Source organism: Altererythrobacter sp. H2 (assembly GCF_035319885.1).
Lineage (GTDB): Bacteria > Pseudomonadota > Alphaproteobacteria > Sphingomonadales > Sphingomonadaceae > 34-65-8.
In genome coordinates, this window is sequence record NZ_CP141285.1 from 1,178,220 (window position 1) to 1,203,793 (window position 25,574).

A 25,574-nucleotide genomic window follows, 5' to 3' on the forward strand; every position below is an offset into this window, starting at 1 on the left:
TGGCGTTGGGTCATCATTCCAGCTGAGCGGCAATGCAGGGGATTGGCGATGAACATGGCAGCACCTGGCCTCGGTCAGCAGGCCCTGGCCGCGCGCTTTCGCGACACGCGGGCGCGCAGCCTTGCGCTGGTTGCGCCGCTGTCGGAAGCGGATGCCACGATCCAGTCGATGGACGATGCCTCCCCCGCCAAGTGGCACATCGCGCATACAACCTGGTTCTGGGAAACCTTCCTGCTGCGTGACCATGCGCCCGGCTATCGCCTCTATGACGAGCGCTGGCCGTTCCTGTTCAATTCCTATTACGAGGCTGAAGGTGCGCGGCTGGCGCGGCCCCGGCGCGGGATGCTGTCGCGCCCGACGGTGGTGGAGATTGTCCGCTGGCGGCAGCATGTCGACGAGGCCATGGAACCACTCCTGCGCGAGGAGCGGCTCTCCGGCCTGATCGCGCTGGGCATGGCCCACGAAGAACAGCACCAGGAACTGCTGCTGACCGATATCAAGCACGCGCTGTTCCAGAACCCGCTGGGGGCGCCTTACGTTTACTCCTCTCCCCAACCCCCCTCCCTCAAGGGGAGAGGGACTTTAGCGTGGCACACCCACCCCGGCGGGATCGTCGAGATCGGCCACAACGGGCCCGGCTTTGCGTTCGACAACGAAGGGCCGCGCCATCGCGCCTTGCTGGAGCCGTTCGCACTGGCTGACCGGCTGGTGACCAACGGCGAGTGGGACGCATTTATCGCGGCGGGCGGTTATGCCGACGCGCGCCTGTGGCTGGCTGATGGCTGGGGCTGGGTGCAGGCGGAGCGGATTGCGGCGCCGCTTTACTGGCGCGAGGGCGAGCATTTCACTTTGTCTGGCTGGCAGCCGCGTGATCCCCACGCCCCGGTCACCCACGTTTCCTATTACGAGGCCGATGCCTTTGCCACCTGGGCCGGTTTCCGGTTGCCGACCGAGTTCGAGTGGGAGGCCATGGCACAGGCGCACGATCCCGCCTCAGGCAACCAGATGGACGAGGCAGGCCCGGTGGCGCCGGTCGGCAGCGAGAGCCTGTTCGGCGATGGCTGGCAGTTCACCCGCTCAGCCTACCTCCCCTATCCCGGCTTCCGCCCGGCGGCGGGTGCGGTGGGCGAATACAATGGCAAGTTCATGAGCGGGCAGGTGGTGCTGCGCGGGGCGAGCTGCGCCACGGTGCGCGGGCATTCGCGCGCCAGCTACCGCAATTTCTTCTACCCCGACCAGCGCTGGCAATTCACCGGCGTGCGACTGGCAAAGGATATGACATGAGCGCGCGCCGAGCCCCCCAACGCGGTCTGGCCCTGGTCGATCTCGACGAACAGGGCGTTGACCGCGCCTTCCGCGCCGATGTGCTGGAAGGGCTGCGACAGGAGCCGAAGGCGATCCCGGCGCGCTGGTTCTATGACGAGCGCGGCTCGCAACTGTTCGAGGATATCACACGGCTTCCAGAGTATTATCCGACGCGGGCCGAAACCGAGATTCTGCAGGCGCAGGGCGCGGATTTCGCCGCACTGGTCGGGCCGGGCCGGGCAGTGGTCGAATTCGGCAGCGGCAGTTCGGTCAAGACCCCGCTGCTGCTCCAGGCGATTGCCCCTGCGGCCTATGTCCCGCTCGACATCTCGGGCGATTTCCTGCGCGAATCGGCGGCCGAACTGGCGGCCAAGTTTCCCGGTCTGCCGGTCTATCCGGTCGAGGCCGATTTCATGCGCCGCGTTGCCTTGCCGCCTGAGGTCGAGGCCGCGCCCAAGCTGGGGTTCTTCCCCGGCTCGACCATTGGCAACATGGTTCCCTTCACTGCGGTCGATCTGCTGCGCGAAATGCGCGCGACGCTGGGCGAAGGCTCGCAGTTGCTGATCGGGTTCGATCTGGTCAAGGATACTGAAGTCCTGCTCGCCGCCTATGATGATGCCGCCGGAGTCACGGCCGCGTTCAATCTCAACCTGGCGGAGCGGATCAACCGCGAGCTTGATGGCACGATCCCGCTCGATGCCCTGCGCCACGAAGCCCGCTGGGACGAGAAACTGGCCCGGATCGAAATGCATCTGGTGGCAAGCCGCACCATCACGTTCGAGGTTGATGGCGAGCCGTTCGTGCTGGCCGAGGGCGAGAGTATCCATACCGAGAACAGCCACAAGTTCACCCGCCGCAGTCTTGCCACCCTGCTGCTTTCCGGGGGATGGACGCCGCTGGACCGGTGGACCGACGGTGCCGGGCAGTTCGCCGTGGTGCTGGCCGAAGCGACCCGCCCGCGCCGCGCACCCTAGGTTCGGTGCCGCGGCAGATAGGGCATGGAAGGCGGGCGTTCCCCTTCCTATATTGGCGGCATGGATCTGGCGACAATCTGGCAATCACTCCTAGGCGTGATCGGGCAGGTGCCCAATTCGGGCCTGCTGCTGGCCACGGTGGCGGCGATCATGCTGAGCTGGGTCGGCTCCGCCATGGTCACCCGTGAAGTGCCGCTTGGCCGGCTGGTGCGGGGCGGTGGCTCGCTCGCGCTGGTGGCGATCTTCGTGATGGTGATGGTGCAGGTATCGCGGTTCGATCCGCGTTACGGTATGGCCGTGCCCGAACTCGGCCTGCCGGAACAGGTGGTCGAGGGCGGCGAAACCCGCGTGCCGATGGGCCGTGACGGGCATTTCTGGATCACTGCGCAGGTGGGCAATGAGCCGGTCACCTTCATGGTCGACACCGGGGCGACCCTGACTGCGGTCTCGACCGGAACTGCCGAGCGGATCGGGCTGGAGCCTCGCACTGGCGGCATCCCGATCACCCTCAAGACCGCCAATGGCACGATCTCGGCCGATATCGGGACAGTCGAGGAGCTGCGCTTCGGCAATGTCGTGGCGCGCGGGCTGGATACGGTGATCGTGCCCAACCTGGGCGAAACCAACGTGATCGGGATGAACCTCCTCTCCCGCCTCGCCAGCTGGCGGGTGGAAGGGCAGACGCTGATCCTGGTGCCCAACAACCCGCAGCCGGAGCAGGACTGGACAGGCGGCTAGAGCGCCACCCGTTCCGGCAGCGCCCGCCGCACGAACTTTTCCGCTTTCGCATAGACGGCATCGAAGGTGCCGCGCGCCAGGCACCGTTCCAGATGGGCCGCAAGGCCCGGCCAGCGCGCTGCGAAGTCGACCTCGGCTACCAGGGTGATCTGCATCAGCTGCACGGCCACCGCAATGTCTGCGATGGAAAAGCTTGCCCCTGCCAGCCAGTCCCGCCCGGCCAGCTCGGCCTCCAGGTAATCATAGTGGCGCGGCAGGTCTTCGGCCCAGGTCTTGTGCGCCTTGTCCACCTCGGGCGGTTTGCCCTGCATCGCCGGGAAGGCCAGCGGACGGAAGATGCCCAGGCCGCCCGCAGCGGCCAGCGTGGTATCGGCAAATTCCTCGATCCACAGCGCGCGGCCATGGGCAAAGGGGCTGTCACCGAAGCAGGCGGGCTCCGGATGCTTGCGCTCGATATAGGCGCACAGGGCCGAGGAATCGGGGATCGTGCCGTCCACACCCTCGGCCGCGATGGAGCGGTCGCGTAGCACGGGAATGCGCTTCAGCGGGCTGATCGCCACGAACCACTCGGGCGGGTTGAACACGTCGACCGCCTCGATGTCATAGCCGACGCCCTTTTCCTCCAGCAAAGCGGCTGCCTTACGCACGAAGGGCGAAAGCGGGCTGCCGTAAAGCACGATGTCGTTCATGGTCTCTCCCTGGATTGCTTGCGCCCGCAATGTGCCGGGCGGGTGCGCTTGGCAAGTCTGGCTGCTTGCGGAGACGGCGGGAAAGAGGCATCACGCGGGCCATGACCAAACGCGCCCGCTTCGCCCGTATCGCCCTGGCCCTGTCCATCGCGATGATCCTGTGGTTTGCTATCGCCATGTTCGGTGCCAAGCTCGGCCTGTGGAGCCCGATCACCGGCTTTGCCACGCTGACCATGACCCCGGCCTTGCCCATGTTGGGGCTGACCGCCCTGCTCGGTGCAGCGGCGCTGGTCGCCACCCTGTTTCGTGCGCCGCGCACCGGCTGGGTCGCCGCGCTGGTTGCGCTGGCCATCCCGGCTGCGGTGTTCGCCGGGCTCGGCCAGCTGCGCAGTACGGCGGGCAGCGTGCCGTTCATCTATGACGTGACCACCAATCCGGCCGACGCGCCGATGTTCTCCGCTGCCCTGGTGGAGGAGCGCGAGGCCGAAGGTGCCAATGCACTGAACCCGTTCGACGCCCCGCTCGGCCAGTTCGACAAGTGGAAGGGCAATGCCGAAGTCGCGGACAAGACCGGCGCCCAGCTGATTGCCGAAGGCTATCCCGACCTCGCCCCGCTGGCGGTGGCGGCGGAACCGGCGGCGGCGCTGCAGGCAGTGGAAGCGGCGATGACCGCGCGCGGGTTTGATGATGTGACGGTGGACGAGGCAGCCGGCCAGGTCGAAGGCACGGCCGAGGTGTTCTGGTACAGTTTCCTCGACGATGTCGTGGTCCGCGTGCGGGCGGGCGAGCAGGGCGGCAGCGTGATCGACGTGCGCTCCACCTCGCGGGTCGGGACCAGCGATCTCGGCGTCAACGCCCAGCGCATCGCCGACCTGTTGCAGGGTGTGAAGGAACGCCTTGCCGAAGGAGAGGCCGAGGCTGGCTGAACCGACGTTTTCCGCAAAACCGGCTTCGGAAAAACTGGCTGGGGTGGCAGGATTCGAACCTGCGCATGGCGGTACCAAAAACCGCTGCCTTACCGCTTGGCTACACCCCAGCAGGCACGTGCGTGCGAGCGCGCCCCTATAGCGGCTCAATCGGTGATGTGAAGGGGGCTTTCGCTCAGCCGCGCCGCGCGGCAAGTTCTGTTTCGAGCTGTGCCACCGTCGCCCGGTCGAGCCGGTAGAACAGCATGGCGATCGCCGCCGGAAGCAGCGCCATGACCGGCACCAGTGCGAAGGCGAACTCGATCCCCAGCAGCGCCTCGGGGCTCTGCGATACGCCCGCCACAAAACCGGTGGCGCTGAACAGGAAGCCCGGCACCGCCGAGCCGAACGCCACCCCCGCCTTGACCGCGAAGATCGAGGCGGAGACGACCAGCCCGGTCATCTGCAGGCCGGTTTTCCAGTCCACGTATTCGGCAATGTCGGTGAACATGGCAAAGGCCAGCACCATCAGCACCCCGAAGCCGATGCCCACCACCAGCTGCGCCAGAGTCTGCCACCACACCGCATCGAGCGGAACGAGGTAGAAGACGACAATGCCGATCACCTTGAGCGCACCGGCAGCGATCACCAGGTCGCGCTTCTCGAACCGGCGCTGGAGCAGGTTGCCAGCAATCACCCCGGTCACCTGCCCCAGTGCCAGCGCGGTGTAGAACAGCGCCACCCGGTCTAGGAACAGCAGCACCGGCGCGCCATCGTCACCCGCAACATACTTGAACCAGAACAGCGCGCTGCCCGCGCGCGAGGCGATTGCCAGCACGCCGAGAATGGCCGCGGCCGCCACTGCCAGCCATGGCCCGGTGCGGACCAGCGCGGACATGTCTCCCAGCACCGATCCGTTGACTGCGGGATGGGGTATCCGTTCTCGCGTGGTGGCGAAAGTCACCAGGATGCAGGCCGTTCCGACCGCCGCGATGCAGGCCATGGTCAGGAAGATTCCGCGCGCCTCGTCCCCGCCGCCCAGCTCGCGCACCAGGGTGGTGCCGAGCACGCCGATGGCGATCCCCGCCAGCGAGGAGAACACCATCCGGTAGGCCGCCACGCTGGCCCGCTCGCTCGCTTTGGGAGAAATCACCCCGAGCAGCCCGCCATAAGGCACGTTGACCATGGTGTAGGCGAGCATGGCGAGGGTGTAGGTGGCATAGGCCCAGACCAGCGTCTCACCGGTGCTCAGGCTGGCTGGCGCAGCGAACACGGCGGTGCCGGTGATCCCCAGCGGCAGCGCGCCCCACAGCAGGTAAGGGCGATACCGGCCCCAGCGGGTCCGCGTCCGGTCAGCGAGCGCGCCCATCATCGGATCGGTCACCGCGTCGACCAGCTTGGTCAGCAGCAGCATCAGCCCCACTGCCGCCGGGGCCAGGCCGCCCAGGTCGACGAAGAAGTAGAGCAGGAAGAAACCGAAGAAATTGAGATAGAGCCCGTTGGCCAGGTCTCCCACGCCATAGCCCAGTTTCTCGGCCACACCGACGCGGCTCTTGTCCGGTGAAGCGGGTGGCGCAGCGCGCGGCATGGGGGTGGTCAGATGTCCTTGCCTGCAAAGTCGGCGGCCGAATGGCGCTCGGCCAGCTGCTGGTTCTCCTCGCCCCACACCTTGTTCACGATCCGCCCGCGCCGCACGGCGGGCCGGGCGTTGATCTCGGCCACCCAGCGGGCAACGTTTTCATATTCATGGATCGAAAGGAAGGTGGTCGCGTCGTTGTAGATGTTGCCTTCCACGAACGGGGCGAGCCAGGGGAAGGTCGCCATGTCGGCCACGGTATAGTCGTCGCCGCCCAGGAACCGGCTCTGCGCCAGCCGCTGGTCGGCCACGTCGAACAGGCGCTTGGTTTCCATCGCATAGCGGTTGATCGGGTATTCGTACTTCTCCGGCGCATAGGCGTAGAAATGGCCGAATCCGCCGCCGATAAAGGGCGCGCTGCCGACCTGCCAGAACAGCCAGCTGAGCACTTCGGCGCGGGTCTGACCTGTGGGATAGAAGGCATCGAATTTCTCGGCCAGGTGGATCAGGATCGCGCCCGATTCGAACAGGCGGACCGGTTCCGGCCCGCTCCGGTCGAGCAGGGCGGGGATCTTGCTGTTGGGGTTCACGCCGACAAAGCCGCTGGTGAATTGATCACCCTGGCTGATGTTGACCGTCCATGCATCGTACTCCGCATCGTGCCCGGCCTCGATCAGCTCCTCCAGCATGATCGTGACCTTGACCCCGTTGGGCGTGGCCAGCGAATAGAGCTGCAGCGGGTGCTCGCCCACCGGCAGGTCGCGCTCTTCGCGGGCACCGGCGGTGGGGCGGTTGATGCTGGCAAAGCGCCCGCCGTTCTCGGTGTCGTTGGCCCAGATTTTCGGCGGGGTATAGACGGCGTCGGCCATGCGCGTGATGCTCCTGCAGTTGCGGCTTTGCGTGAATGCAGGGTGATGGCTGGCGGGCCGGCTGGCAAGTCAGGAGCCGGATCGCGGTTCGCGCATTTCCCTGTCTGATGGCAAAGCCGATCTATGTCGACGATAGCCTTCCCGGCATCACACGCAAGCGCGCCGGACGTGGCTGGGCCTATTACGCGGCTGACGGCGCGCTGGTTACCGATCCTGCGGAAAAGCGGCGGCTTAATGCTGTCGCGCTGCCGCCCGCCTATATCGACGCCTGGTTCTGCCCTGCGCCCAATGGCCACATCCTGGCCACGGGGTATGACGCGCGCGGGCGCAAGCAGTACCGGTACCACCCGGAATTCCGCGCCGCCCGCGAAGGCGAGAAGTTTGACGGCTGTGCCCGGTTCGGCGCGCTGCTGCCGCTGGTCCGCAAGCGGGTGGAGGAGGATCTTTCCGCCCGGAGCCTGACCTGCGAACGGGCGGTCGCCAGCGTCATCCGCCTGCTCGACCTCGGCGCGATCCGGATCGGGAACGAATGCTACGCCCGGGACAATCGCAGTTTCGGCGCAACCACCCTGCGCAAGCGGCACGCGGACGTGACCGGCCGGACCTTGCGGCTACGCTACAAGGGCAAGAGCGGGCAGGTGCGCGAAGTGCGGCTGACCGATGCCGCGCTGGTAAGGGTGGTGCGGCGGATGGAGGACCTGCCGGGGCAGAACCTGTTCCAGTATGTCGATGACGCGGGCGATGTGCAGGCGGTCGGCTCGCATGACGTCAACACCTACCTGCGCGAAACCATGGGGCAGGGCTTCACCGCCAAGAACTTTCGCACCTGGCACGGCAGTGTGATCGCGTTGTCGTGCCTGCTGGACGCGCGGGGCGAGCCCCTCTCGCTGAAGGAGGTGCTGGCCAGCGTGTCGGAGCGGCTCGGAAATACCCCGGCGGTGGCGCGGCGCAGCTATATCCACCCGGCAGTGATCGACCGGGTTGGCCGCAATCCTGAAGCGGAGCCGCTGGCGCTGCCCCGCGCCACGCGCTGGCTGTCGCGGGAGGAACGCGCGTTGCTGGCCCTGCTGGCCGAACACCCGACCGCGCAGGATTTGCTTGCAGCCTAGTATCCTTTGGGGATACGAAGCGACCATGCACCGGGCAGGCGAGAAAATCCGCATCTGGCGCGAAGCGCACCGCCCGCCGCTTTCGGCGGAGGAGTTCGGCGCCCGCTATGGTGCGCCGGAACCATGGCCCAGCCGCACCGTCTATGGCTGGGAAGCCAAGGGCAAGATCGCGCGGCCGGGCGTGCAGAAGCGGCTGGCTGAACTCGGCGTGTGCCAGCCGGCCGACTGGCTTGAGCCGGCACTCGGGCAAGTGAACACGAAGGACAAGAGGCCGATGGGCGCGACGCACCGCTTCTACGACATTCATACCCACGGGCTGGTCCGTGTGGCGACAGCCACCCCGCTGCTGCGCCCGGCCGATGTCGCCTACAATGCCCAAGGCATCCTGGCGCAGGCGCGCGAAGCAGCAGCGCGGCAGGTTGACCTGGTGCTGTACCCGGAGCTGTCGCTGTCGGCCTATGCCATCGATGACCTGCACCTGCAGGGCGCCTTGCTCGAGGCAGTGGAGGCGCAGATCGCCGCCATCTGCGCCGCCACCCGCGACCTTGCCACCGTGCTGGTGATCGGCGCGCCGCTGCGCCGGAACGGGCGGGTCTACAACTGCGCCCTGGCGCTGTGCCGGGGCGACGTGCTCGGCGTGGTGCCCAAGAGCTTCCTGCCCAATTACCGCGAATATTACGAGAAGCGCTGGTTCGCCCACGGTCGGCATGCGATCGGCCAGACCATTGCGCTGGCCGGGCGCGAAGTGCCGTTCGGCACCGACCTGCTGTTCGCTCACCCGGTGATCCCCGGCTTCGTGTTCGGGATCGAGATCTGTGAGGATTTCTGGGCCCCGGTGCCCCCCAGCACCCGCGCCGCGCTGGCCGGGGCAACCGTTTTGCTCAACCTCTCCGCTTCCAACATCACCATCGGCAAGGCGGACGAGCGGCACCTGCTGTGCCGGTCGCAGTCCTCGCGCGCGGCCTGTGCCTATGTCTATTCCGCCAGCGGGCATGGCGAGAGCACCACCGACCTCGCGTGGGACGGGCAGGGCATGATCTACGAACTGGGCGACCTCATGGCCGAAAGCGCCCGGTTTGACCTGGTGCCGGAACTGTGCGTGGTCGATATCGACTGCCAACGCATCCTCAATGACCGGCAGCGCATGGGCACCTTCAATGACGGCGCGGAAGCGGACGGGCATCCGGAGAACCGCTATCGCCGGATCGCCTTCGACCACCGCCCCGCGCCGGGCGACAAGGGGCTGATCCGCCCGGTCCGCCGCTTCCCCTTCGTCCCCAACCGGCAGGACAAGCTGGACGAGGATTGCTACGAGGCGTTCAACATCCAGGTCTCGGGCCTGATCCGGCGGATCGAGGCGACCCAGCCGAAGTCGCTGGTGATCGGCATTTCGGGCGGGCTCGATTCGACCCACGCGCTGATCGTCGCGGCCAAGGCCTGCGATGCGCTCGGCCTGCCGCGTAGCACCATTCGCGGCTACACCATGCCCGGCTTTGCCACCTCCGAAGGGACTAAGTCCAATGCCTGGCGGCTGATGGAGGCGATCGGCATCACCGCCGGAGAAATCGACATCAGGCCGACGGCCCGCCTGATGCTCGAAAACATCGGCCATGCCTTTGCCGATGGCGAGCCGGTCTATGACGTGACCTTCGAGAACGTGCAGGCGGGCCTGCGCACCGATTACCTGTTCCGCCTGTCCGGTCAGCACCAGGGCTGGGTGGTCGGCACCGGCGACCTTTCCGAACTGGCGCTGGGCTGGGCAACCTATGGCGTGGGTGACCACATGAGCCACTACAACGTCAACGCCGGGGTGCCCAAGACCCTGATCCAGTACCTGATCCGCTGGGCGGCAGGCGTCGGCAAGTTTGACGAGGCGACCTCGCAGGTTCTGCTCGACGTGCTCGACACCGAGATTTCGCCGGAGCTGGTGCCTGCCGGGGCCGACGGGGCAATCCAGAGCACCGAGGGCACGATCGGGCCCTATGCGCTCAACGACTTCTTCCTTCACCATACCGTGCGCTGGGGGCACAAGCCCAGCCATGTGGCTTTCCTCGCCTGGCACGCCTGGCGTGACGCCGCCGAAGGGCTGTGGCCGGAAGGCTTCCCGGAAGAGCGCAAGGGGGCTTATGACCTGGCCACGATCCGCCACTGGCTGGAGAAATTCCTCTGGCGGTTCTTCCAGTTCAGCCAGTTCAAGCGCAGCGCGGTGCCCAATGGGCCGAAGGTCAGCGCAGGGGGCGCATTGAGCCCGCGGGGTGACTGGCGGGCGCCAAGCGATGCGGTGGCGGACGTCTGGCTGGCCGAATTGCGCGACAGCCTGCCCTGACGCGGGCTGGCACAAGTGCCGCAGGGCTGGTAAGGTTGCCTCCCGTTTTCGGGGGAGGACCGATCGCGATGCATTTCCGCACCCTGGCCGCATGGCTTGCCGTCGCCGGGCTGACCCTTGTCAGTCTCACCGTGCCCCTGGCATCCGCTTCGGCGCAGTTCGGCGGGCTGATCCCGCGCGATGCCCGCAACGTGATGAACGATGCGCAGGCCACCGATGCCTGCGGCAACCAGAAGAAATCGTCTGCCGGATCGCGCATCCTCGGTGGGGTGCTGGGCCGGACCGCACGCAACGCGGCGAGCACGACCGGCATTTCGAGCTGGGTGCCGATCTCCGAGGCAACCGATCAGCTGACCACCTCGATTGCCTGCCGCCTCGATCCCGAGGAGCAGAAGCAGGCTGCCGAGGCGACCTTGCGGGCCACCCGCAGCCTTGAAGGCGAGGATCTGGACGACAAGCCTGCCCCGCCGCCGCCGGTCGGTTCCAGTGCGACCTGGTCGTCGGACACGCGCGAGGGGGTGTCCGGCACGTCCACTGTCACGGCGCGCGACCCGGAGCTAGCCGGCGGGCTCGACTGCATCACGGTGACTGACGTCGTGATCATCAAGGGCGAGGAAACCACCGCCGACAAGCGGATGTGCCGCCCGCCCGGTTCGCGGCGCTATTCGCTGGTGGCATGATGCGCGGGGGCAAGGTTGCTCTCGCCTGCGCGGCGTTGCTCGCGCTGGGTGCAGCCCCGGCGCCAAACTCGGCGGCAGACCCCGACAATCCGACCTGCCCGAACGAGCCGGACTGGGGCCACGACAAGGCGATGACGCTGACCCCAGCCACCCGCGGCGGCAAGCGCGTGCTGCTGGCCGAGGGCGTGATCGACCCGTTCCTGCCTGACCGGATGCGCGCCGCGCTGGAAAAGGACGAACTGATCGAGGAAGTCTGGCTGCGCTCGCGCGGGGGCGATGCGGAAGCGGGCAACGAAACCGGCAAGGTGATCCGATCCTACCCGGGGATGCTCACCCGCATACCGGCGGGCTGGGCCTGCTTTTCCTCGTGCAATTTCGTGTTCATGGGCGGGGACCGGCGCCACGTCGAGCCGGGCGGGGTGTTCATGGTCCATATGTTCACCCACACCGGCCAGCGCGACGTGATCGCCGGATCGGTTGAGAAGGGCACCGCGGACACGGTGGAGCTGATCGGCGAGATCGAGCAGCTGTCGGCCCTGCTTGCGAGCGAGGACAACGATTTCCTGATCCGCATGGGGGTCAGCCGCAAGCTGCTGACCGAAGTCATGTATCGCCAGCTGGCGACCGGCGGGCAGGGCGGTTCGGGCCAGCGTTACTGTCTGAACCAGGACGAAGTGCGCAAATACAATGTCATGCCGATGGAGCGCGCCGCGGACTGAGCCACGGCGCGCTCTGGCAGATCAGGCGAAAGGCCCCGCGCGCATGATCTCGGCCACCGGCTTGCGGCCGGAGACGACTTCCTTGTCGCGCAGGAATTCGGGCAGGCGGTCGGCCGGGGCGGGGCGGCCCAGGGCGATGGCGGCTTCGACGCGGTGGTCATCCGGCACGCCAAGCTCTGCCGCGGCGCGGGCGAAGTCGACCCCGGTCATCCCGTGCGCGGCATAGCCCATGTGGGCGGCCTGCAGCGCCAGGTTCTGCCAGGCCGCCCCGGCATCGAAGCTGTGGCTGTGGCTGGGCGAGACCTGATCGCCTTCGCCCATGGTGGTCTTGGAGACCGCGAACAGCAGCACCGAAGCCTCCTTCGCCCAGCCCTGATTGAACTCGACCAGCAGCGCCAGGAACCGCTCCCAGTGGGCATCATCGCGGTGGGCATAGAGGAAGGTCCACGGCTGGATGTTGTAGGCCGACGGGGCGAGGCCCGCCGCCTCCAGCAGGACTTCAAGATCGGCCTGCGGCATCGCGCCGGCATCGAAACTGCGCGGGCTCCAGCGCTCGCGGATCAGCGGCAGGATGGCGGGATTGGTGGTGCGGGTGGTCATGGTCGGATTTCCTTTTCGAAGGTTATTCGCCTCCCCCTTGCGGGGCGCGCGAGGTTTCAAGCCGCGTCGACGAGGACGAGTTCGCTGTCCTCGAGCGCGGTGATGGTCACGGCAGGCAGGGCGGTGATCGCCACCCCGTCGCGGGCATTTGCCTCCACGTCTTCCACCCGCACCTTGCCGGTGGCCGGGACGAGGTAGAGATGGCGGCCGGGCTCGCGCGGGACATAAGTGGTGCTCTCGCCTGCCTTCAGGGTTGCGGCGAGCACACGGGCATCGGCCCGGATCGGCAGAGCCTCACCGTCATTGGCGGCCCCGCTGGCGAGCGGAACGAACGCGCCGGAGCGGTCCGACTTGGGGAACCTGGCTGCGCCCCAGCTCGGGCTGCCGCCGCGCTGATCGGGAATGATCCAGATCTGGAACAGCGTGGTCGCCTCGTCCTCAAGGTTGAATTCGGAGTGCTGCACGCCGTTGCCGGCGCTCATCACCTGCACGTCGCCGGCCTCGGTGCGGCCTTCGTTGCCCATGCTGTCGCGGTGGGTGATAGCGCCGGTGCGGACATAGGTGACGATCTCCATGTCGCTGTGCGGATGGGTGGGAAAGCCGCTCCTGGGTGCGATCAGGTCGTCGTTCCACACGCGCAGGGCGCCCCAGTGAACCCGGGCGGGATCATGGTAGCCAGCGAACGAGAAGTGGTGACGCGCGTCGAGCCAGCCGTGGTTGGCGGCGCCAAGGGTGGCAAAGGGGCGGAGTTCGATCATCGGTGGTCTCCTTCGGGTTTCGAGTACGAGGGCGAGATAGGCCTTGCCGTTTCAACTGATAAGTGAAACAAAACCGGCCATGATGTTCAGGAAATCCGAACAATGAAACTCGGCGAGCCCACACTCGACCAGCTCCGCCTGTTCCTCGCCGTGGTCGATCATGGCAGCTTCGGCGGCGCGGCACGCGGCATGGGGCGGGCGGTCTCGGCGGTCAGCTATGGCATTGCCCAGATGGAGGCTTTGCTCGGGGTCAGCCTGTTCGCGCGCGAAGGTTCGCGCCGCCCGGTGCTGACCGAGGCGGGACTGGGCCTGCTGGCCGAAGCGCGGGCGGTGGCAGACGCGGCCGACACGCTGATGGCGAAGGCCCGCAGCCTCCATGCCGGCCTTGAAAGTTCGCTGTCGCTGGTGGTCGACGTCATGGTGCCGGGCGAAGCGACGGCGCGGGTGCTGCGCGATTTCCGGGTGATGTTCCCGACCACCGCCCTGCGCCTGCAGGTCGAGGCGCTGGGCGCGGTCGCCGCCTGCCTGCTCGCCGGGGAGGCGGACCTCGCCATCGGCGGCCCGGTGGTGATCGAATTGCCCGACCTGGAGCGGCAGACGATCGGCGCGGTCGAACTGATCCCGGTCGCCGCGCCCGGTCACCCGCTGGCGGGGCCGCAAGTGCAGCCGGGAGAAAGCCGCCGCCACCTGCAACTTGTCCTGACTGACCGCTCCGCCTTGTCCGAGGGGCGCGAATTTTCCGTCCTCAGCCCGCAGACCTGGCGGCTGGCCGACCTTGGCGCCAAGCACGAATTGCTGCGGCAGGGGATCGGCTGGGGCAACATGCCGCGCCACATGGTGCGCGATGATCTGGCCAGCGGCGCACTGATCGCACTCGACCTGCCGGAAAAGCCGGGTGCGATCTATCCGCTCAATGCCCTGTGGCGCCGTGACAGCCGCCTCGGCCCCGCGACCAGTTGGCTGATCGATGCCTTTCGCGACCGGCTAACGCAGTGCCCGGAGTGAGGGTGGGCGCGCTCTTGCTAGCTCCAAGGCCCGTCACCCCTGCGCAGGCAGGGGCCTATCCAGGCTCCATGGCTGGGCGGAACCTGCCCTGTCACTGCCCCTCACTGCGTGTGGCAAGCCCCGTGCAGAACCGGGGCCGATATAGGCCCCTGCCTGCGCAGGGGCGACGGGGAGAGAGTGCAAACTTCTCTCTCCCCTTGCGGGAGAGATACGGAGACTTGCGAGCTTGCTCGCTGGTCGCAGCTGAGAGGGGGCTGCGGCCTTTCAAGCGGTAGCTGCGCTTCCGATTCCCCTCCCGACCCTCAGGGCTAGGGCAGCGAAGGCCCGAACCTGACCGGCGGGTCGCCCGCAGCCCAAGGCGCGAACTTGTCCATGACGGCCGCGAACAGGTCCGAGGCGAGGTGGCGTTCCAGCCACTCCTGCAGGCGGGGGATCGGCTGGGCGTCGAACCAGATGCGGTCGTGGTTGGCGAACTGGCGAATGAAGGGAAACAGGGCGATGTCGGCCAATGTCCGCCTTTCGCCCAGCAAACTGGCGCGGTCGGTCAGGCGGAAATTCAGGTCGCTCAGAATGGCCAGGCATTCGCCGCGATGATCGGCCCGCGCGTTGCCCGGTTCATTCTCGTAGCGGTCGGGATATTTGTAGCGGTCAAGATGATGCTTGAAGGGGCCGTCGATCAGGTTGATCAAGGCGTGGTCATCACCCACCAGCCAGCCTTCGGGATCGTGCCGGGCAAGTGCCCAGCGCATGATGGCGAGGCTCTCGTCAATCACGGCATGATCGGGCAGCACCAGCACCGGGACCGTGCCCTTGGGCGAGGCGGCGAGCAGTTCCGGCGGTTTGGCCGAGAGCTTGATCTCGCGCAGTTCGCAAGCCGTGCCGCTGATCCACAGCGCCATCCGCGCGCGCATGGCATAGGGGCAGCGGCGGAAGCTGTAGAGGATGGGGAGCGCGCTCATCCGCCCGATGGCGGGCGGCCGGTGTTGGGCCGCGTTGCACCGATGTGGGCCGTGCCGCGCTGCCGGGCGAGCGCTTCCTGCCGCTGCCGCTCGGCATAGCGGGCGCGGTCAGCCTCGTCGCGGGCGTCGATGCAGTTGGGGCAGCTCACTCCCTCGACATAGGCGGGATCGGCCCGCTCGGCCTCGCCCAGCGGATAGCGGCAGGCGCGGCACTGGGTGTGAGTGCCAATTTCCAGCCCGTGCCCCACCGCGACGCGCTCATCGAACACGAAGCATTCGCCCTGCCACAGGCTTTCGGTTTCAGGCACTTGCTCGAGGTATTTGAGAATCCCGCCCTTCAGGTGATAGACCTCGTCGATCCCCTCGGCGCGCAGGAAGCTGGTCGATTTCTCGCACCGGATGCCGCCGGTGCAGAACATCGCGACCTTTTTCTTGCCGCTGAGCAGCGCGTCGCGGTGGGCGCGGAACCATTCGGGAAAATCGCGGAAGGTGGCGGTCTGCGGATCGACCGCCCCGGCGAACGTGCCGATCCTGACTTCGTAATCGTTGCGGGTGTCGATCACCACCGTGTCCGGGTCCGCAATCAGTGCGTTCCAGTCTTCGGCGGCGACATAGCGCCCGACGCTGAGCGTGGGGTCGATATCGGGCTGGCCCATGGTCACGATCTCGCGCTTCACGCGCACTTTCATGCGGTGGAAGGGCAGGGCCGGGGCATGGGCGTACTTGACCTCGAGCGCGGCGCAGCCGGGCAGGGCGCGGATAGCCCCAAGCACTTGCGCAATCGCGTTCTCGCCGCCCGCAATGGTGCCGTTGATCCCCTCGCGCGCGAGCAGCAGCGTACCTTTGATGCCGACTTGCTCGCACAGTGCCAGCAGCGGACCGCGCAGGGCCTCCGGGTCTTCGAACCGCGTGAACTGGTAGAGCGCGGCGACAGTGATGGGGCTTGCGCCCGCCATATCGGTCAGACCCTCATCATCCAGCCGTGCGGGTCCGCCACCGTGCCGGTCTGGATGCCGACCAGCTTTTCGCGCAGCCGGGCGGTGGTCTGGCCGATGCCGCCGGCGCCGATGGTGAATGCGCCGTCCGGTCCGGCCACCTTGCCCACTGCGGTGACGACAGCGGCGGTGCCGCAGGCCATGACCTCGACCAGCCGCCCGCTGGCCGCATCCTCGCGCCATTGGTCGATGCTGTACATCGCCTCCGACACCTCCAGCCCTTCCTCGCGCAGCAGGGTGATCAGGCTGTCACGGGTGATACCGGGCAGGATCGTGCCGGTCAGCCGCGGGGTGATCACGCGGCCATCGTCGAACACGAAGAACAGGTTCATGCCGCCCAGTTCCTCGACCCACTTGCGCTCGACCGCGTCGAGGAACAGCACCTGGTCATGCCCCTTGGCGAAGGCCTGCCCGGTCGGGACGAGGCTGGCGGCATAGTTGCCGCCGCACTTGGCCGCGCCGGTGCCGCCGGGCGCGGCGCGGGTATAGTCCGAAATCCAGATGCTGACCGCCTTGGCGCCCGACTTGAAGTAATTGCCCGCCGGGCTGGCAATGACCATGAACTTGTACTGCCTGGCCGGGCGGACGCCGAGGAAGGCCTCGGTCGCGATCATGAACGGGCGCAGGTAGAGCGCGCCGCCCTCGACCGTGGGAAACCAGTCCCGGTCAACGCTGAGCAGCTGACGGATCGCCTCGATGAAGGTTTCTTCGGGCAGGGCGGGCATCGCCAGCCGCGCGGCACTGGCGTTGAAGCGCGCCGCGTTGGCCTCGGGCCGGAACAGCGCCATGCCGCCATCGGGCTGGCGATAGGCCTTCATCCCTTCGAAGATTTCCTGGGCATAGTGCAGCACGCTGGCCGCCGGATCGAGCATGATCGGGGCGCGCGGGCCGACCACCCCGTCCTGCCAGCCGCCCTTGGCCTCGTCATAGTCGATCGTGACCATGTGGTCCGAAAACAGCGTGCCGAAGCCGGGATCCTTCAGCGCTTCATCGCGCTGGTCGGCAGGCATCGGGGCGGGGTGGGGCTGGGTCGTGAAGTGCATCCTGCGCGGTTAGTGCGGCACGCGCGCAAGAGCAAGTATCCTCCCCGAAGCGGAGAGGGGTACCGCCCGCAGGGTGGCGGAGGGGATTCTTCGCAAGCGCGGCGCTTGGGGCCTGCCCCCTCCGTCAGCCGCTTCGCGATTGCCACCTCCCCGTGCCGTGGAGAAAATTCGGGCCGAAGGCCCGCAAGGGCGACCGCCCGCCCGCAGGCGCCCGTAGCGGAGCGAAGGAACAGCGCCGAGGACGCACCTGCGGAGGCAGGTGCGAAACACAAAAGGCCCAAATGAAAAGGGCAGCTCCGCGCCCCAATGGATGGGGGCTGGAACTGCCCTTGACATGGTCAGCGGCCGGAAGTGCCGCTCACGAAGCCTTACTCGGCCAGAGGGTTACCGAGTATGCTCCGTAGGGATCTTCACCGACCTCGCTACTGAACCATGAGACATCGGATCACCTCCTTTCGCGCTTGTGAGCCAGACCCCGCGTTTCACCGGGGGCCGAGAGCCGCGTGTGCCGCTGGCCTCAGGCCGGAATGTGAGTCAGATCGGCGCGCAAAACAAGCCTTGTATTAAAGTTTTCCCGCGTCAGAATCGCCCGCCTTGCCGCCAGCCTCACTGGCAGTCATCCACCACCCGGGTCACTTCCGGCCAGGACGGCAGGTAGAGCGCCGGCAGACCCGGCACTTCGACAGCAAACCGGCCGCGCGTATAGGCCATCGCCGCCAGCAGCGGATCGCGCGCGTTCAGCCGCGTGGCGACCGCGCCTTCCCGCGCACCGGCAGAGACGACGCGTTCAAGGGTGCGGGTCCGGATGGTGATGGTTCCCGCGCCCGGTGCGTTGCCGAGAGCGCGCAGTTCGACATCCCTTGCGGCGGTGCAGGTCAGCTGGAACAGGCGGCGGCCGTCCTGCCCCACGAAATCGGCCACGCTGTCCTGCCCGGTCAGGCGATGGACCCAGGTTCCCGGCGTGGCAGGCTCCAGATCCCATGCTGCCGCGGGCGGCGGGGCCAGCACCGGCGGCGGGTTGGGCCGGGGCGACGGGGTGGCCACCGGCGGAGGTTCGGCCTGCGGCACCACGCGCCCGCAGGCCGCGAGCGCGCAGAGCGAAGCGAGGGATAGCGCGGATATGAGGATACGGCCGGTAGACATGCAAACTCCGTGTTTCATGTGGCAGTAATGCGCGCTAACCCCATTCGGGTCCATGGCCAAGAAACAACGCCTCGATCAGATGCTCGTCGAACGCGGGCTGGTGGAAAGCCGCACCCGCGCGCAGGCGCTGGTGATGGCGGGGCTGGTGTTCAGCGGCGAACAGAAACTGGCCAAGCCGGGGCAACAGCTCGCGGTCGACCTGCCGCTGGAAGTGCGCGGGCGCGATCACCCGTGGGTCAGCCGGGGCGGGATCAAGCTGGCCCACGCGCTCGACCACTTCGCCCTCGATCCGGCGGGCGCGGTGGCGATGGATATCGGCAGTTCGACCGGCGGGTTCACCGACGTGCTGCTGCAGAAAGGCGCGGCGCACGTGTTTGCCGTCGATTCCGGTACCAACCAGCTCGCCTGGAGCCTGCGACAGGACCCGCGCGTGACCGTGCTGGAGCAGACCAGTGCGCGGGTGCTGACGCGGGCACAGATTGATCGGCCCTGTGACTGGGTGGTGTGCGACGCCAGCTTCATCAGCCTGATGAAAGTACTGGCGCGCCCGTTCGAGCTGGCTGCCCCGCAGTGCCGCGCGGTGGCGCTGATCAAGCCGCAGTTCGAGGTGGGGCGCGAGGAAGTGGGCAAGGGCGGGGTGGTGCGCGATCCCACGCTCCACGCCCGCGTGTGCGACGAGGTGCGCGCCTGGTTCGAGGCGGGCGGCTGGCAGGTGCACGGGATTGTCAAAAGCCCGATCACCGGGCCGGAAGGAAACGTGGAGTTCCTCATTTCGGCGAAACGGGGCTAGATTCCGCCAGTTATCAGCGGACTGGTTGCGCCGGCGCCCGCTGCTTGGCACAAGGCGCGGGCGCCGAATCACGGCGCAGCCTGCCTTCGGGGAGAGATAATGAGCGGCCTTGCCTCGCAAGCCCAGATCCGCGCCAGCGTGCTTCGCTGGTCGCTGTTCACCGTGCCGGCATCCGTGCTGCTCGGTTCCTTTACTGGCCGGCTCAGTGGCAGCGGCGCGGGCAACCCCTGGTTCGACGCGCTGCAAAAGCCCGACATCTTTCCCGATCCGATGTGGTTCGGGATCGTCTGGGGCATACTCTATGTGCTGATGGGCATTGCCGTGGCGCTGGTCGGCGCGGCCTGGGGCGCGCGCGGGCGCACGGCGGCGCTGGTCTCGTTCGCAGTGCTGTTCGTGCTCCTGCTGGGATGGAGCCCGCTGTTCTTCGCCCTGCACCAGATGACCTGGGCGCTGGTCCTGCTGGGGGTGATTGTCGCCGCCACCCTGATGACGGTGCTGCTGTTCGCCAGGGTGCGCAAGCTGGCGGCCTGGCTGATGGTGCCGCTGCTGGCCTGGACCAGCTTCGCCAGCCTGCTCAATTATGAATTCCTCCGCCTCAATCCCGAATTCGACGGGGCCAATCCGACCCAGGCGCAGCAGCGGATCGAATTTTGAGTTGAGGAATCGGCGCGCCCCGCCCACATAGGCGCGATGCAAAGCCAGAACCCGATGATCGCCGATTTCGTCAAGCTGCTCAACGGGGCGGCAGGCACCTTTGCCGGCATGACCCGCGAAGCCCGCGAAAGCGCCCGCGAGCGCATCCGCGAGACCATGGGCGGGATGGATTTCGTCTCCCGCGAGGAATTCGACGCGGTCAAGGTAATGGCCGCCAAGGCCCGCGAGGAGAACGAGAAACTCGCCGAGCGCCTGGCTGCACTGGAAGCAAAGCTGAAATAGCCGCGGGCCTGCGCGGATGAACCTGTCCGCCCCCGCCATCCTTCTTGCTGCCCGGCAACACGGCGAGACTGCGGTCATCGCGCGGTTCCTGACGGAAGACCACGGGTTGGTGGCGGCCTATGTCGCGGGCGGACGCGGGCGGGTGTTGCGGCCTGTGGTCATCCCGGGCAACCTGGTGGCGGTCGAACTCCGGTCGAAATCCGACAGCCAGTTGCCGTTTGCCCGGCTCGAGCTGGTCGAGAGCCGCGCCCCGTGGCTGGGCGAGCCGCTGCCCGCCGCCGCTATCGGCTGGGCCACGGCGCTCACCGCCAGCGCACTGCCCGAACGGTCGGTCTATGCCGGGCTTTACAACACGCTGGACGCGCTTCTTCGTGCGATCTGCCATGCCGGCAGCGCGCGAGGCTGGCTCCGCGGGCTGATCGCCTTCGAGGCGCTGCTGCTGCGCGAACTCGGTTACGGCGGGGGGGCGCCGCCTGCCGAAGCCGATCTTGCCGCGCTGCTCGAAATCCTTGCCCGGCAAGGCCCGCTGATCGAGCGCTACCTGCTTGCCGAGCGGAACCGCGATGTTATGGCCGCCCGCGATATCCTGCGGGACAGATTGGGGCGGATGACGGCATGAAGATTGCAGTTCTGGCAGGCGACGGGATCGGCCCCGAGGTCACGCATGAAGCGGTGCGGGTGCTTGAGGCGCTGGGCCTGCCCGGGCTGGAGCTGTCCGAGGGCGATGTCGGTGCCGCCGCTTACCGCGCGCACGGCCACCCGCTGCCCGAAGCAACGGTAGACCTTGCCCGCGCCAGTGACGCGGTGCTGTTCGGCGCGGTCGGCGATCCGGCCTGCGACCATCTCGAACGCGCCCTGCGGCCGGAACAGGCGGTGCTTGGCCTGCGCACGCATCTCACGCTGTTTGCCAACCTGCGCCCGGCGAAGGCTTTTGCGGGGCTGGAGGAACTCTCTGCCCTGCGGCCCGAAATTGCCCGCAAAATCGACCTGCTGATCGTGCGCGAACTCAATGGCGATGTCTATTTCGGCGACAAGGGCCACCGCACGCTCGATGACGGGCGGCGGCAGGGGTGGGACATGATGGCCTATGCCGAAGACGAGGTGCGCCGCATCGCCCATCTCGCCTTCCGCGCGGCGCAGGGCCGGGGCAAGCGCCTGACCAGCGTCGACAAGGCCAATGTGCTCGAAACCAGCCAGCTGTGGCGCGACGTGGTGATCGAGGTTGCCGCCGACTATCCCGATATCGCGCTCGACCACATGTATGTCGATAATGCCGCAATGCAGCTGGTCCGCGCCCCTGGCGCGTTCGACGTGGTGCTGACCGGTAACCTGTTCGGCGACATCCTGTCCGACCAGGCCAGCATGTGCGTGGGCTCGATCGGCCTGCTCGCGAGCGCCAGCCTGGGCGAGCGGCAGACCGATTATGGCACGTTCGGCCTGTACGAGCCGATCCACGGCAGCGCGCCCGACATTGCCGGGCAGGGGAAGGCCAACCCGATGGCGGCCATCCTCAGCGCGGCAATGATGCTGCGCCACAGCTTCGGGCGCGAGACCGAGGCGGCGCGGATCGAAGCGGCGGTGGCCCGCGCGCTGGCTGACGGCGTGCGCGGCGGTGACCTCGGCGGCAGCGCCGGGACCTGCGCAATCGGTGATGCGGTGCTGGAGCGGCTGTGAGCCTGCGGCTCGCCATCATCCTCCCTACCCTTGAAGAGCGCGAGAACCTCGCGCCCCTGATCGCCCGGATCGATGCCGCGCTGGCGGGCATCGCCTGGGAAGCGATCGTGGTCGACGATGACAGCGCCGACGGCACGGCCGAGGAAGCGCGCCGGATCGGGCGGCTCGACCCGCGCGTGCGGGTGATCCAGCGGATCGGGCGGCGCGGGCTGGCCTCGGCCGCGATTGAGGGGATGTGCGCCACCGCTGCCCCGTTCGTGGCGGTGATGGACGCCGACCATCAGCACGATCCGGTGCTGCTGCCCGCGATGCTGGCCGGGGTGGAGGGCGGCCATGCAGACGTGGCGGTGGCTTCGCGCTTTGCTCCGGGTGCCAGCACGGCAGGCTGGCACGCGCCCGAGCGGGAGCGGCTTTCGGGGCTGGGCAATGCGCTGGTCCGGCTGGCCACGGGCGAGCGGCTGAGCGACCCGCTGAGCGGCTATTTCCTGCTGCGGAGCGACCTTGCCCGCGCGCTCGCCCCGCGGCTGTCGGGGATCGGCTTCAAGCTCCTGCTCGACATTCTTGCCAGTGCGGCCGAGCCGCTGCGGGTGCGCGAGTTCCCGCTTGCCTTCGCCGCGCGGCGCTCCGGCACCAGCAAGCTGGAACCGGCGATCCTGCTCGATTTCCTCGCGGGGATTTATGATCGCTGGCTGGGGCGGATCATCCCCACCCGGTTCGCCCTGTTCGGCACGGTCGGCGCGCTGGGCGTCGGGGTTCATCTGGCGGTGCTGGCGCTGCTCTACCCGGGCATGACAAACCTGTTCTGGCAGGCGCAGGCGCTGGCGACCTTCGTGGCGATGACCGGCAATTTCCTGCTCAACAATGCGCTGACCTATCGTGACCGGCAGTTGAGCGGGGTGCGGGCCATGCTGGCCGGGTGGGCGGGCTTCTGCGCCACCTGCGCTGTCGGTGCCCTGGCCAACGTCGCAGTCGCCAGTCTGCTGGAAGCGCGCGGGGTTTACTGGCTGCTGGCGGGCGCAGCGGGGATCGTGGTCGGCGCGGTGTGGAATTATGCCTTGTCGAGCCGGTTCGTGTGGGGGCGGTACTAGAGCGTATCGAGCTAGGTGGGATCACCTGGCGACTCGGAAAACGCTCTAGCGCCAGCTGTCGAGCCACATCCACTGCTCGAAAGCATATTCATCGGCTAGCGGCGCCCCTGACAGGATCGGGTAGAACCACGCGAACAGCGCGAGGCTGGCGGCAGGCAGGCCCAGCGCCAGCCAGCGCGTGCCCCGCTGCCAGAACCCGTCCAGCAGCAGCGCGAGCGCCGCCAGCAGGAACAGGTTGGGCAGGAAGTAGTGGTAATAGAACTGCACCGGCTTGGGAGCGACCAGCCACATACCGAGCGAAACGGCATAGAAGATCGCCACGCCCAGCGCGTCCCACCGCCGCCGGGCAAGGCCGGTCCACAGGCACCAGGCCAGTGCGGGAAGGCCGGCGAGCATCGTCAGCGGGTTGCCCAGCAGCAGGATGCCGCGCTGTGCGCCCGCGACCAGTTCATAGAGATACCAGATCGGGCGGATGTTCAGCACCCATTGCGGCCAGCTTGACTGGTAGGGATGGGCCTCGGTCACGCTCTGCTGGAGCGCGATGATCTCGCGGTGCAGCGCCAGGAACGAGGCCGGATCAAGCGATTGCCCCCCGATCGCCGCGACGGGCAGGAACGTCGCCCAGTAGACCAAGAGCGGGATCAGCCCGAGCCATACCGCAGCCTCTGCCAGCGACACGCCCGGGACCGGGATTCCCCGCTCGCTCAACAGCAGGCGCCGCCGCCCCGCGGTCAATCGGGCGACCAGGAATGCCAGGCCCGGCAGCGCGAGCAGCGGCGCGACATTCCACTTCGAAGCGAGCGACAGCCCCAGCATCACGCCGGCCAGCGCCATCCGCCAGCGCCCGGTCTCCGGCTGGCGCATGGCGGCCGCCAGTTGCCACAGGGCAAGGGCGAGGAACAGCGCCATGAACACGTCGAGCATGGCGATCCGCGCCTGCACGTAAAGGAATCCGCCGCTGGCCAGCAGGGTGCCGTAGGTGAGCGTCGCAAACCTGGCCTGGCTGGCGAACCACAGGGCGCGCATGGCGGCAAACAGGGTCAGGCTGCCCGCCAGCGCCGGCATGGTCCGCCAGCCGGTCGGGGAATCGCCGATCAGCGCGATGCCGAGCGCAATCAGTTCCTTGCCCAGCGGGGGATGCTCGCGGTTGAGCCAGCCGACCCCCTCCAGCAGCGCGCGGGCGGCAGGCACGTAATGCACTTCGTCGAAATAGGGAGCAGGTGGCAACCCGATCCGCACCAGCACCAGCGCCAGGAAGGCCAGGGCGATCAGCGCGCACGCGATCACCGGATCGCGGGGTGGGGCGTTCGGCTGGCTCATCAGCCCTCTGGATAGGTCGGGCAAAAAAAGCGGGCAAGCGGCGATCTGCCCGAGATTCTACATTTATTACGTAATAATATGGTATTTATTACGTAATAATACGGTGCTATCGGCGCTCCCGGGATGGGGCACGTCGCAACACATCCAGTGCACGCAGGTCGAGCAGGGTCGCTTAACCGCAGAGTGCCACATGACTGACAAATTGATGTGCCGGGTGTTCGGACACCGGGTAAACAGGAAACGAGTGCGCCGTTTTGGCGAGACGTTCGTCGGCCGGTGCCGGCGATGCAACGCCAAGATGGAAAAGGCCGACCAGACCTGGCAACTGCTCGACGACGCCACCTAGGCGGCCGTCAGGCGGCTGCCTGCGCGCGTCGCTCCAGCCACCATAACCGTGCGACCATTGCCAGCAGACCGATGCTGGCCGTAGCGGCAACGAACAGCACCCATGGAAGAGGGTTCATTCCGGCCGATCGCGAGCGCGGTACGATGAAGAACAATGCGAGGCTGACTGCGATCAGCAGGTCGTACCATACCTGCGTTCCCCAGAAGTTCATGGTGTGGTTGACCACCACGGCCATCACCCCTTCCTGCGCGATGGTAAAAGCGCTGAAGGCGGCAAAGGCGGCGAACAGCACAGCGGCCAGTTCGGGCGAACCGATCGCGCTGCGGGCGGTCAGGATGCGCACCAGCACCGGGCCGGCGGCGGCCGCTCCGATCACGAACAGCCAGGTTTCCATATCCATGATCCATCTCCCCGAGTCGAGTGTAGCACTTGCTACAGTTGTAGCTATGTGTAGCAGTTGCTACAAGAGGGCATGACCGCGCCCCGCTTGTCCCGCGAAACGCTGCTGCCGCGCCTCGCCGCGCATGTCATGGCGCATGGGCTGGCCGACGCCAGCCTGCGCCCGCTCGCCCGCGCAGCTGGCACGAGCGACCGGATGCTGCTGTACCATTTCGGCAGCAAGGAACGGTTGATGGCGGACCTGCTGGCCCATCTGGCCGCACAGTTTGCGGCCGCGCTCGACCAGGCCTTTCCCGCCGCCCGCGCCGCCTCGCGGCAGGACTGCATTGCGCAGGTTCTGGCGATAACCGGTGAAGGTGCGTTCCAGCCGTTCATGCGCGTATGGTGGGACATCGTCTCCGGCTGTGCGAGCGGCAATGCGGCCTATCTGGAGGCGGCGGGCCTGATCATGGACGGGCTGCTGCAATGGATCATCGATCACCTGCCCGAGAGCGATCCCGACCCGCAGTCCGGCGCGCGGATGGTGCTGACCTATATCGAAGGTGCGCAGATGCTCGCCGCGGTCGGGCGGGCGGACATTCCGCGCGCAGGCCTCGCCTCGCTTGCAGGGGCACCGCGCCCGTCCTAA

Annotated in this window: 28 protein-coding genes and 1 tRNA gene; 17 read left to right on the forward strand and 12 right to left on the reverse strand. The window is 67.4% G+C overall.

Annotation, left to right across the window (positions count from 1 at the left end):
- Positions 1 to 54: 54 nt before the first annotated feature.
- From egtB to U4960_RS05965, 3 genes are read left to right on the forward strand one after another with little or no spacing between them, the layout of a single operon-like run.
- The gene (gene egtB / locus U4960_RS05955; protein WP_416379114.1) at positions 55 to 1,284 is read left to right on the forward strand and encodes an ergothioneine biosynthesis protein EgtB; all 1,230 of its coding nucleotides are present in this window, start codon (positions 55 to 57) and stop codon (positions 1,282 to 1,284) included.
- The gene (gene egtD, locus U4960_RS05960) at positions 1,281 to 2,279 is read left to right on the forward strand and encodes an L-histidine N(alpha)-methyltransferase (RefSeq protein ID WP_324262653.1); all 999 of its coding nucleotides are present in this window, start codon (positions 1,281 to 1,283) and stop codon (positions 2,277 to 2,279) included. The genes egtB and egtD overlap by 4 nt, the downstream gene beginning before the upstream one ends.
- A 60-nt stretch (positions 2,280 to 2,339) precedes the next feature.
- Complete coding sequence (locus tag U4960_RS05965; protein WP_324262654.1) at positions 2,340 to 3,017, forward strand: retropepsin-like aspartic protease family protein; 678 nt, start codon at positions 2,340 to 2,342, stop codon at positions 3,015 to 3,017.
- Here the strand turns inward: U4960_RS05965 and U4960_RS05970 are convergent.
- A complete protein-coding gene (locus U4960_RS05970; protein WP_324262655.1) occupies positions 3,014 to 3,706 on the reverse strand; it encodes a glutathione S-transferase family protein in 693 nt (230 codons plus the stop codon). The two genes, U4960_RS05965 and U4960_RS05970, sit on opposite strands and share 4 nt — an antisense overlap.
- A gap of 101 nt (positions 3,707 to 3,807) precedes the next feature.
- Between U4960_RS05970 and U4960_RS05975 the strand changes: the two genes are divergently transcribed.
- Positions 3,808 to 4,632 (forward strand): DUF1499 domain-containing protein, encoded by an 825-nt coding sequence (locus U4960_RS05975; RefSeq protein ID WP_324262656.1) that lies wholly within the window; start codon positions 3,808 to 3,810, stop codon positions 4,630 to 4,632.
- 35 nt (positions 4,633 to 4,667) lie between these two features.
- On the opposite strand, the gene U4960_RS05980 is transcribed toward U4960_RS05975, so the two are convergent.
- From U4960_RS05980 to yghU, 3 genes are all read right to left on the reverse strand, one after another.
- Positions 4,668 to 4,742, reverse strand: a tRNA-Gln gene (locus tag U4960_RS05980).
- Between the two features lie 65 nt (positions 4,743 to 4,807).
- Positions 4,808 to 6,199 (reverse strand): MFS transporter, encoded by a 1,392-nt coding sequence (locus U4960_RS05985; RefSeq protein WP_324262657.1) that lies wholly within the window; start codon positions 6,197 to 6,199, stop codon positions 4,808 to 4,810.
- Positions 6,200 to 6,207: 8 nt separating this feature from the next.
- Positions 6,208 to 7,056 carry a glutathione-dependent disulfide-bond oxidoreductase gene (gene yghU, locus U4960_RS05990; RefSeq protein ID WP_324262658.1) on the reverse strand — a complete coding sequence of 283 codons (849 nt, stop codon included), beginning with the start codon at positions 7,054 to 7,056 and terminating at the stop codon, positions 6,208 to 6,210.
- Positions 7,057 to 7,163: 107 nt separating this feature from the next.
- Here yghU and U4960_RS05995 point away from each other — a divergent pair, with 107 nt between their 5' ends.
- The 4 genes from U4960_RS05995 (at position 7,164) to U4960_RS06010 (ending at position 11,890) form a co-directional block, all read left to right on the forward strand.
- Positions 7,164 to 8,165: a DNA topoisomerase IB gene (locus U4960_RS05995; protein WP_324262659.1), complete on the forward strand. Its 1,002-nt coding sequence runs from the start codon at positions 7,164 to 7,166 to the stop codon at positions 8,163 to 8,165.
- Between the two features lie 274 nt (positions 8,166 to 8,439).
- Positions 8,440 to 10,491, forward strand: a complete 2,052-nt coding sequence (locus U4960_RS06000) for an NAD(+) synthase (protein ID WP_324263071.1) — start codon at positions 8,440 to 8,442, stop codon at positions 10,489 to 10,491.
- Positions 10,492 to 10,559: 68 nt separating this feature from the next.
- The gene (locus U4960_RS06005; protein WP_324262660.1) at positions 10,560 to 11,171 is read left to right on the forward strand and encodes a hypothetical protein; all 612 of its coding nucleotides are present in this window, start codon (positions 10,560 to 10,562) and stop codon (positions 11,169 to 11,171) included.
- On the forward strand, positions 11,168 to 11,890 hold the full coding sequence (locus tag U4960_RS06010) for a hypothetical protein (RefSeq protein ID WP_324262661.1): 723 nt from the start codon (positions 11,168 to 11,170) through the stop codon (positions 11,888 to 11,890). Before U4960_RS06005 ends, U4960_RS06010 begins: the two co-directional genes overlap by 4 nt.
- A gap of 21 nt (positions 11,891 to 11,911) precedes the next feature.
- Here the strand turns inward: U4960_RS06010 and U4960_RS06015 are convergent, their stop codons facing one another.
- Positions 11,912 to 12,490 (reverse strand): nitroreductase family protein, encoded by a 579-nt coding sequence (locus U4960_RS06015; protein ID WP_324262662.1) that lies wholly within the window; start codon positions 12,488 to 12,490, stop codon positions 11,912 to 11,914.
- A 56-nt stretch (positions 12,491 to 12,546) separates the two neighbouring features.
- Positions 12,547 to 13,248: a pirin family protein gene (locus tag U4960_RS06020; RefSeq protein WP_324262663.1), complete on the reverse strand. Its 702-nt coding sequence runs from the start codon at positions 13,246 to 13,248 to the stop codon at positions 12,547 to 12,549.
- Between the two features lie 102 nt (positions 13,249 to 13,350).
- Here U4960_RS06020 and U4960_RS06025 point away from each other — a divergent pair, with 102 nt between their 5' ends.
- A complete protein-coding gene (locus U4960_RS06025; RefSeq protein ID WP_324262664.1) occupies positions 13,351 to 14,253 on the forward strand; it encodes a LysR family transcriptional regulator in 903 nt (300 codons plus the stop codon).
- Between the two features lie 308 nt (positions 14,254 to 14,561).
- Here the strand turns inward: U4960_RS06025 and U4960_RS06030 are convergent, their stop codons facing one another.
- From U4960_RS06030 to U4960_RS06045, 4 genes are all read right to left on the reverse strand, one after another.
- Positions 14,562 to 15,212, reverse strand: coding sequence for a glutathione S-transferase (locus U4960_RS06030; RefSeq protein ID WP_324262665.1), 651 nt, complete (start codon positions 15,210 to 15,212; stop codon positions 14,562 to 14,564).
- Entirely contained in the window at positions 15,209 to 16,168 is a 960-nt protein-coding gene (locus U4960_RS06035) for a rhodanese-related sulfurtransferase (protein ID WP_324262666.1), read from the reverse strand. The genes U4960_RS06030 and U4960_RS06035 overlap by 4 nt, the downstream gene beginning before the upstream one ends.
- Positions 16,169 to 16,173: 5 nt before the next feature.
- Positions 16,174 to 17,250, reverse strand: a complete 1,077-nt coding sequence (locus U4960_RS06040; RefSeq protein WP_324262667.1) for a branched-chain amino acid aminotransferase — start codon at positions 17,248 to 17,250, stop codon at positions 16,174 to 16,176.
- A gap of 606 nt (positions 17,251 to 17,856) precedes the next feature.
- Positions 17,857 to 18,393, reverse strand: coding sequence for a hypothetical protein (locus U4960_RS06045; RefSeq protein WP_324262668.1), 537 nt, complete (start codon positions 18,391 to 18,393; stop codon positions 17,857 to 17,859).
- A 52-nt stretch (positions 18,394 to 18,445) separates the two neighbouring features.
- On the opposite strand from U4960_RS06045, the gene U4960_RS06050 reads away from it, so the two are divergent.
- The 6 genes from U4960_RS06050 (at position 18,446) to U4960_RS06075 (ending at position 22,881) form a co-directional block, all read left to right on the forward strand.
- Positions 18,446 to 19,183, forward strand: coding sequence for a TlyA family RNA methyltransferase (locus tag U4960_RS06050; protein ID WP_324262669.1), 738 nt, complete (start codon positions 18,446 to 18,448; stop codon positions 19,181 to 19,183).
- A gap of 99 nt (positions 19,184 to 19,282) precedes the next feature.
- Positions 19,283 to 19,837, forward strand: a complete 555-nt coding sequence (locus U4960_RS06055; RefSeq protein ID WP_324262670.1) for a TspO/MBR family protein — start codon at positions 19,283 to 19,285, stop codon at positions 19,835 to 19,837.
- 36 nt (positions 19,838 to 19,873) lie between these two features.
- Positions 19,874 to 20,119, forward strand: a complete 246-nt coding sequence (locus U4960_RS06060) for an accessory factor UbiK family protein (RefSeq protein WP_324262671.1) — start codon at positions 19,874 to 19,876, stop codon at positions 20,117 to 20,119.
- 16 nt (positions 20,120 to 20,135) lie between these two features.
- Complete coding sequence (gene recO, locus U4960_RS06065; protein WP_324262672.1) at positions 20,136 to 20,738, forward strand: DNA repair protein RecO; 603 nt, start codon at positions 20,136 to 20,138, stop codon at positions 20,736 to 20,738.
- Entirely contained in the window at positions 20,735 to 21,793 is a 1,059-nt protein-coding gene (gene leuB / locus U4960_RS06070; RefSeq protein ID WP_324262673.1) for a 3-isopropylmalate dehydrogenase, read from the forward strand. Before recO ends, leuB begins: the two co-directional genes overlap by 4 nt.
- Positions 21,790 to 22,881 carry a glycosyltransferase family 2 protein gene (locus U4960_RS06075; protein WP_324262674.1) on the forward strand — a complete coding sequence of 364 codons (1,092 nt, stop codon included), beginning with the start codon at positions 21,790 to 21,792 and terminating at the stop codon, positions 22,879 to 22,881. The genes leuB and U4960_RS06075 overlap by 4 nt, the downstream gene beginning before the upstream one ends.
- Before the next feature lie 45 nt (positions 22,882 to 22,926).
- Here the strand turns inward: U4960_RS06075 and U4960_RS06080 are convergent, their stop codons facing one another.
- Positions 22,927 to 24,201 carry a phospholipid carrier-dependent glycosyltransferase gene (locus tag U4960_RS06080; protein WP_324262675.1) on the reverse strand — a complete coding sequence of 425 codons (1,275 nt, stop codon included), beginning with the start codon at positions 24,199 to 24,201 and terminating at the stop codon, positions 22,927 to 22,929.
- Positions 24,202 to 24,391: 190 nt separating this feature from the next.
- Here U4960_RS06080 and U4960_RS06085 point away from each other — a divergent pair, with 190 nt between their 5' ends.
- The gene (locus U4960_RS06085; protein WP_324262676.1) at positions 24,392 to 24,547 is read left to right on the forward strand and encodes a DUF1660 family phage protein; all 156 of its coding nucleotides are present in this window, start codon (positions 24,392 to 24,394) and stop codon (positions 24,545 to 24,547) included.
- 7 nt (positions 24,548 to 24,554) lie between these two features.
- On the opposite strand, the gene U4960_RS06090 is transcribed toward U4960_RS06085, so the two are convergent.
- The gene (locus U4960_RS06090) at positions 24,555 to 24,947 is read right to left on the reverse strand and encodes a hypothetical protein (RefSeq protein WP_324262677.1); all 393 of its coding nucleotides are present in this window, start codon (positions 24,945 to 24,947) and stop codon (positions 24,555 to 24,557) included.
- A gap of 72 nt (positions 24,948 to 25,019) precedes the next feature.
- On the opposite strand from U4960_RS06090, the gene U4960_RS06095 reads away from it, so the two are divergent.
- Positions 25,020 to 25,574 carry a TetR/AcrR family transcriptional regulator gene (locus U4960_RS06095; protein WP_324262678.1) on the forward strand — a complete coding sequence of 185 codons (555 nt, stop codon included), beginning with the start codon at positions 25,020 to 25,022 and terminating at the stop codon, positions 25,572 to 25,574.